This window comes from Bacillus sp. (in: firmicutes) (assembly GCA_012842745.1).
In the GTDB taxonomy this organism is placed as follows: domain Bacteria; phylum Bacillota; class Bacilli; order Bacillales; family Bacillaceae_J; genus Schinkia.
Genome location: DUSF01000037.1, coordinates 348,204 through 355,190 on the forward strand (window position 1 = coordinate 348,204; position 6,987 = coordinate 355,190).

Consider the following 6,987-nt stretch of genomic DNA (forward strand, 5'->3'; position numbering starts at 1 on the left):
AAATATATATTTAAACCTCTAGCGGTTGTTTTTGTAATCCTTTAATTAATACTTCAACAACTTCTTTTCTACTAAACGTACTTGGTGGAATTTCTCCCTTACTAAGCATTTCTCTAACTTTCGTACCTGATAAAATGACGCGGTCCTCCACACCATGTGGGCATGTTTTCGTAGACGCCATGTTTTCACACTTTTTGCAGTAGAAGCTATGTTCAAAGAATAATAGGGAAATCCCTAACTCTTCAGCTGTAAAATTGTTGAAAATAAGCTGGGCATCATATGTGCCATAGTAATTGCCAACACCCGCATGGTCACGACCGACGATAAAGTGACTGCAGCCGTAGTTCTTACGTACCATTGCGTGAAAAATAGCTTCTCTTGGGCCAGCGTAGCGCATTGCCGCTGGGAAAACAGCTAAAAAGACACGGTCTTCTGGGTAGTAATTTTTCAGTAAAACTTGATAGCTTTCCATGCGAACATCAGCAGGAATATCATCTGACTTTGTTTCGCCAACAAGCGGGTTTAAAAATAAGCCATCAACAATTTCTAAAGCTGCTTTTTGAATATATTCATGGGCGCGGTGTACTGGATTTCTCGTTTGGAAACCAACGACTGTATTCCAGCCTTTTGACTTAAATATTTCTCTTGTTTCAGCTGGGTCTAAATAAAAATCCGTAAATCTTTCTCTTTTAATTCGCTTTGTGAGTGTAATCGGACCAGCTACATATACGTCCCCTCGTTCAAACAGCTTTTTCACACCTGGATGGGCTACTTCGGTTGTTTGATAAACTGATAATGCTTCTCTTTTCTTATCTGGTTTGTAGATATCTGTAACTGAAATGACGCCATATACTTCACCGTTATTCGTTAGTTTAACCTCGTCCCCGGTCGAAAGAGTGTCTGCTTGTTCGTTTGTAACTGGTAATGTAATTGGAATACTCCAAACATGACCACTGGAAAGACGCATATTTTCTATAACCGATTCATAGTCTTCTTTTCCTAAAAAGCCTTCAATTGGGCTATAGGCGCCATTGCCGATTAAATCCAAATCACTTAAAGCTGTTGTATCAATCTCAATTTCTTTTGTAATTCCGCTTATATCATAATTTGGATTCCTTTTATTAATTAATTTTCCGCCATGTGGTTGACTTAATGCCATTTTAAAATTCCTCCTAATCGAATGTTTTTAGTTGGTTTAGTAGTTAAATGCCGCCGCCATTTTCCTGATATGACCGTCGGTCTTCGTTAATCGTATTAATCAAACTAATCGTTCCTAGTGTTGCTGCACAAACGCTAAATAAAACGACTATTGCGTAAATATCCAAATTGACAATCAGCTTCACAAGTCCATATGAGATAACTAAAGAAAAGATTGGTGAAACGAGCCATACTTTCAAAATTTTAATAATGATATTTTTTTGAACTTGAGTTGCACCTTTTTGTGCCACGGCAATCCCCATAATTGCTGTGCTTGTCACTTGCGTCAACGGAACAGGCAAACCGTAAATCGAAGATATAATCACGAGAGACGCTCCTGTTCCTGAAATTGCTCCTCCCTCTAGAAGTGAGAATTTCGTAATTTTCTTTCCATTCGTCTCCAGCACTTTCCCACCAAGAAAAACAGCCCCTAAGGCAACAAATAAACCGCCAATAATAGTCCCTTTATCAATGGAAATTAAATTTGCACCAACCAATGGACCAATTGCATTGGCTACATTATTCATTCCCGCTGAAAATGCTTCAAAGAAGCCTACAATAATTACAAAAACAGAAATGATTTTTTGTGCTTTCGCCTGTTTTAGTCCCGGAAACCTTTTTTCTAATTTAATAATGATTTTTCCGACTGTAATTGCCAAAATAAAGGCGATTGCTGGAATAACAATCCAAAAACTAACGATAATTAAAATATTATTTATATATAGTGCCTTGTAGGCAACCCCTACTCCGACAACTGAGCCAACTGTGATTTCACTTGTCGATAAAGGAATTCCCAAAATATTCGCGATAAAAAGCGATAATGCCGCCGATGACAAAATGATTAATACTATCGTATTGGAAAGAAGTGTTTGGGGAATAATCCCTGTACCTATCGTTTTAACAACCTCACTTCCACCGATAACTGCACCAGCAAAAATCGCTATTCCACATAGTAACAATGCGTTCCTTTTACTAGCTATTGCACCTGAGCCATAGGCGATGCTGATTGATGCTGCAGCACCACTAGCACCGATATTCATCGCAAAAAATAAGGCAATTATGAAAGCCGCATATAGTAGAATCATATTTTATACCCCGTTTATGATTGATGTAAACCACACTCAACTTTACCTGTACCAGTCCATCTGCCAGACCGCAAATCATCAATATTGAATGTTGGTTGGGTACAAGTTTTGCAACCAATACTCGGGTATGCTTTATCATGGAGTTCATTATATGGCAAACCGTTTTTATGTACATAACGCCATATATCCTTCCAAGTCCAATGAATAAGTGGGCACACTTTGATGGATTTGAATTTGTGATCCTGATTAATAAACTCGGTATTTATCCTAGATTCTGATTGATCACGCCTTAAACCAGAAAGCCATGCCATCGCGCTTGATAACACCTCTTGCAAAGGAATTATTTTTCTTAACTCACAGCACTTATTTGCATTATTTCCCCATAAATTCGGGCCATATTGCTTCGCTTGTTCTTCAAGCGTAAGGCTCGTTTTTTTTATTTCAATTCTTAATTCAGGATAGCGTATGCGCACTTTATCAATTAATTGATAAGTCTCTTCAAAATGCAAATCGGTATCCAAGAAAACAATCTTTGCATTCGGTTTTACTTTTGAAATCAAGTCGATTAAAACCATCCCTTCGACACCAAAGCTACAAGCATAGACGATTTCCTCGCCATAATGGGAGTAGGCCCAAGTCAGAACCTCAATTGCCCCTTTTGTATCATTGTCAACTTGAAATTCAACCCCCTTTTCGCTATTAAAATTCTCATAATTTAATAAGTTATTGTTCATGCAACATCTCCCCTATTTACAAACAAAATTAATAATTCATCCCTGATTAGTCGGACTTGTTAATATCAATATCCATACATTACAAGGTGAGGAATGGAATGTCAAGAATTATTTTAAGTATTCCTACCAAAAAACTAAGAAATAAATTTTTTGAAATTTAACTATTGCTCTTTTTGTAAAATTATAATATGTTGATATAAATTAAACTTTTTTGAAAAAATAATATATTCTTATCAAGAGAGACAGAGGGACTGGCCCGATGAAGTCTCAGCAACCGGCCTATAAGGACACGGTGCTAATTCCTTTAGGCAATTTAAGCCTAGAAGATAAGAAGAATGTTGCGCGATTAGGACCTTCTTCTTATGTAGGTCCTTATTTTTTATGAAAGGAATGTATAAAGATGACAATTAATAGTTTAGAAACTAGATTAGTACAATTGGGTAATAAGAGCGATGAGAAGACAGGTGCAGTCAATCCACCAATTTATTTATCAACTGCTTTCCAGCACCAAGGACTTGGCATGTCCACAGGTTATGATTATTCGCGGACTAAAAATCCAACTCGAACAATTTTGGAAGAAGGAATTGCTAATTTAGAAGGTGGCGATGGGGGCTATGCCTGTAGTTCTGGGATGGCGGCGATTCAATTAGTATTATCGCTATTTCGTTCTGGTGATGAGCTGATTGTTTCAGAAGACATTTATGGCGGCACATACCGATTACTTCGTCAATATGCAGCCAGCTATAATATCACAACTTCCTATACTGATTTTATAGATGTAAACGAGACAGAGAAGTTAATTACTGAAAATACAAAAGCAATATTGATTGAAACACCAACGAATCCATTAATGCAGCAAATTGATATTGAGCAGTTTGCAGCACTTGCTCATAAACATAACCTATTACTTATTGTGGACAATACTTTCTACACACCTTATTTTCAGCGGCCACTAGAACTAGGAGCTGATGTCGTTATTCACAGCGCAACGAAATATATCGGCGGCCACAATGATGTGTTAGCTGGACTAGTCGTTGCCAAGGGGGAAAAACTTTGCGAGCAGCTTGCATTTACCCATAATGCTGCTGGGGCGGTTCTTTCACCTTTTGATTCATGGATCTTAATTCGTGGTTTAAAAACTCTTCATTTACGGATGAAGCAGCATGATGAAAATGCCAAAAAAATTGCCAGCTATTTAAAAACCGAAAGGCTCGTTACAGATGTTTTATATCCTGGCATGGGCGGCATGCTGTCGTTTCGTGTAAGTGATAGCGAACTAGTTCAACCGTTTTTGGCAAATCTTTCATTAATTACTTTTGCGGAAAGCCTTGGTGGTGTCGAAAGCTTTATTACTTACCCAGCGACACAAACACATGCAGACATCCCTGAAGAAGAACGGATTCGCCGCGGTGTTTGCAACCGTTTATTACGTTTTTCTGTCGGTATTGAAGAAGCAGAAGACTTAATTGCAGATTTAAAGCAAGTCTTTTTAAAATTACAACAGGAGGTTTAATTGTTATGAGCGTAAAAAATAATCAACTTGAAACAAAATTCATTCATGCTGGCATAGACGGACATGGTGATAAAGAAACTGGTGCTGTAAATATCCCAATTTATTTTTCATCGACCTTTCACCAGCAAAGCTTTGACAAGTTCGGACGATTCGATTATAGTCGCTCAGGAAATCCGACAAGGCAGGTTTTGGAGCAAAAAATTGCTGAACTAGAAGGTGGCACAAGAGGATTTGCCTTTGCTTCTGGTATGGCTGCTATTTCTTCGGCTTTTATGCTGCTGTCAGCTGGTGACCATGTCGTGATTACGGAAGATGTTTACGGTGGTACATATCGTTTTGTTACCAAAGTATTAGAGAGATTCAACATTGCCCACACGTTTGTTAATATGACGAACTTAGATGAGATTGCTGAAGCCATTCAACCAAATACAAGGGTCATTTATATTGAAACGCCTTCTAACCCTTGTTTAGGCATCACTGATATTCAAGAGGTTGTAAAAATAGCCAAGAGCCATAATTGCTTAACTTTTCTTGATAATACTTTTATGACACCACTTTACCAACATCCACTTGAATTAGGGGTGGATGTTGTGTTACATAGCGCAACCAAATTTTTATCAGGGCACAGTGATGTTATTGCCGGACTGGCTGTCACAAAAGATGAAGAGCTTGGTAATAGGCTAGGTTTTATCCAAAATTCCTTTGGCGCTATTTTAGGTGCACAGGACTCCTATACAGTAATTCAGGGGATGAAAACATTAGCAGCACGATTAAAGCAATCATCTGATTCAGCAGCGCAGATTGCTGATTATCTTCATAACCATCCTTTGGTTGAGAAAGTGTTTTACCCTGGCTTGTCATTCCATCCGGGACATGACATCCATGTTAAACAGTCGAAAGGATTTGGCGCCGTTTTATCTTTCAGGTTACCGAATAAAGAAATAACAAAAGCATTTGTTGAACAAATCCGCATTCCTGTTTTTGCAGTTAGCCTTGGCGCAGTTGAATCCATTCTTTCCTACCCAGCCACAATGTCCCATGCGGCAATGCCAAAGGATGAAAGAGAAAAACGAGGCATAACAGACGGATTATTACGTCTATCAGTTGGGTTAGAGCATGTTGACGATTTAATCGCTGACCTTGAGCAAGCATTGCTGGTTGCTGGGGATTTAATAAAAAGCCGATAATTCCTTCCAAATATGGGCATTCTACAAGTAGATACTTATTTGGAGGGATGCATATGACAGAACCATACTGCTGTCCAAATTGCGGTACAAACCGCTCTAGATTTAATATTATCGAACAAGTTCCAAAGCCTGTTAAAATGGACCCGCAAACAGGTGAGATTATTCAAGACTATTCTAATCAAGCACTTGACCCATTTCATACCCCATACCGCGGACCTTCCTTTAGAGTTCAATGTGGTGTATGCGGGCTAATTGAAGATGAACGGCAATTTGTACAATTTGGAGCCAGACCCCGCTGATGATTAAGGGCTGGCTCCTTATATTTCTGCTGTTTTATCACATACTATCTTTGATTGCTTTTGTAAAAAATACTATATCAAAGGAGTGTGTTCATAATGGCAAGAACTCATAATTCTGAAAGCCAGCAAAATGCCCAGCAACAAATGGCCCGCAACACAAAACAGGAGATTGCTTCAGAATTTGTAACCGATGTTAAAGAGGAAAATCAAATTGCTAAAAAGCGAGCCAAACAAGGACGTGAACGTGGCGATGAGCCTACAGGTACAAAAAGTAAAAATGTAAAAGGTCCGCGATAATGAGAAAAGGTGAAGGAAGGTGAGAAACCCCTTCACCTTTTCTCATTCCAACAATATTGCTCTATTAAAAAATTAAATCACACCTTGTAAGCTTCCTCATATTGTATATTACACCATTAGGTATAAGTTTACTTTTATTGTTTCAATATATATATATCCATAAATGAATAATGGATTGTAAGCTTTTCCTAATCTTTTGATTAATTATATTCACATAGTTCCCTAAATGAATTTTGTTAAAGAAAAGCGTAATGTCATCTTGCTATTTAATCGGAATTCGGGTGCCATTTATAATTATAGCTGTAACTTTGGTAACATCTAAAGGTGCTTTTGTATTCCAACTTGAATTGAAAGTATGCTTATCAGGTTTTTGGCTTCCCCCGACACCTTCCAATGGAATAATTCCATCAACAGTTTCAATCCCAATTGACATATCACCAACCATGCATTCCTCTCCTTGATAGGTTCCGATTACTTGCAGTCCTAAAGGACTAAGAGTTATATATTCAAAGAGATGACCTTCAACTGAAATATCATTTGTCCAAGTGCGCATATTTTGGTTAGAATCACTTACATTTGCTGCTACTCTCCAGTTGCCTTCAACGCCAGAAAAAACTGAACCAGTATAGCAAAGAGTATATCCGCTAAGATTTTCATTGCTTAGAGGAAATACGT

8 protein-coding genes and 1 riboswitch are annotated in these 6,987 nt (G+C 38.0%); of the genes, 4 read left to right on the forward strand and 4 right to left on the reverse strand.

The window, feature by feature from the left end; all coding sequences use genetic code 11:
- Nucleotides 1–10 precede the first annotated feature (10 nt).
- From sat to GX497_10185, 3 genes are read right to left on the reverse strand one after another with little or no spacing between them, the layout of a single operon-like run.
- Nucleotides 11–1,159 carry a sulfate adenylyltransferase gene (gene sat, locus GX497_10175; GenBank protein HHY73575.1) on the reverse strand — a complete coding sequence of 383 codons (1,149 nt, stop codon included), beginning with the start codon at nt 1,157–1,159 and terminating at the stop codon, nt 11–13.
- Between the two features lie 43 nt (nt 1,160–1,202).
- Nucleotides 1,203–2,282 carry an inorganic phosphate transporter gene (locus GX497_10180; protein HHY73576.1) on the reverse strand — a complete coding sequence of 360 codons (1,080 nt, stop codon included), beginning with the start codon at nt 2,280–2,282 and terminating at the stop codon, nt 1,203–1,205.
- A 14-nt stretch (nt 2,283–2,296) separates the two neighbouring features.
- The gene (locus GX497_10185; protein HHY73577.1) at nt 2,297–3,016 is read right to left on the reverse strand and encodes a phosphoadenylyl-sulfate reductase; all 720 of its coding nucleotides are present in this window, start codon (nt 3,014–3,016) and stop codon (nt 2,297–2,299) included.
- Nucleotides 3,017–3,243: 227 nt separating this feature from the next.
- A riboswitch (SAM riboswitch) is annotated at nt 3,244–3,349 on the forward strand.
- Between the two features lie 67 nt (nt 3,350–3,416).
- Here GX497_10185 and GX497_10190 point away from each other — a divergent pair.
- The 4 genes from GX497_10190 to GX497_10205 all read left to right on the forward strand — a co-directional run bounded on the left by GX497_10190 (nt 3,417) and on the right by GX497_10205 (nt 6,312).
- On the forward strand, nt 3,417–4,529 hold the full coding sequence (locus GX497_10190) for a methionine biosynthesis PLP-dependent protein (GenBank protein HHY73578.1): 1,113 nt from the start codon (nt 3,417–3,419) through the stop codon (nt 4,527–4,529).
- A 5-nt stretch (nt 4,530–4,534) separates the two neighbouring features.
- Complete coding sequence (gene metC, locus GX497_10195; protein HHY73579.1) at nt 4,535–5,716, forward strand: cystathionine beta-lyase; 1,182 nt, start codon at nt 4,535–4,537, stop codon at nt 5,714–5,716.
- Between the two features lie 53 nt (nt 5,717–5,769).
- On the forward strand, nt 5,770–6,015 hold the full coding sequence (locus GX497_10200; protein ID HHY73580.1) for a DNA alkylation repair protein: 246 nt from the start codon (nt 5,770–5,772) through the stop codon (nt 6,013–6,015).
- A gap of 96 nt (nt 6,016–6,111) precedes the next feature.
- Nucleotides 6,112–6,312, forward strand: a complete 201-nt coding sequence (locus GX497_10205; GenBank protein HHY73581.1) for a hypothetical protein — start codon at nt 6,112–6,114, stop codon at nt 6,310–6,312.
- 262 nt (nt 6,313–6,574) lie between these two features.
- Here the strand turns inward: GX497_10205 and GX497_10210 are convergent.
- Nucleotides 6,575–6,987 (reverse strand): hypothetical protein (locus tag GX497_10210; GenBank protein ID HHY73582.1); only part of this gene is annotated, 413 nt, incomplete at its 5' end.

Bases quoted from the DNA above. Each gene is read 5' to 3' on its own strand.
- sat (HHY73575.1), bottom strand. From the start codon at position 1,159: ATGGCATTAAGTCAACCACATGGCGGAAAATTAATTAATAAAAGGAAT.
- GX497_10180 (HHY73576.1), bottom strand. From the start codon at position 2,282: ATGATTCTACTATATGCGGCTTTCATAATTGCCTTATTTTTTGCGATG.
- GX497_10185 (HHY73577.1), bottom strand. From the start codon at position 3,016: ATGAACAATAACTTATTAAATTATGAGAATTTTAATAGCGAAAAGGGG.
- GX497_10190 (HHY73578.1), top strand. From the start codon at position 3,417: ATGACAATTAATAGTTTAGAAACTAGATTAGTACAATTGGGTAATAAG.
- metC (HHY73579.1), top strand. From the start codon at position 4,535: ATGAGCGTAAAAAATAATCAACTTGAAACAAAATTCATTCATGCTGGC.
- GX497_10200 (HHY73580.1), top strand. From the start codon at position 5,770: ATGACAGAACCATACTGCTGTCCAAATTGCGGTACAAACCGCTCTAGA.
- GX497_10205 (HHY73581.1), top strand. From the start codon at position 6,112: ATGGCAAGAACTCATAATTCTGAAAGCCAGCAAAATGCCCAGCAACAA.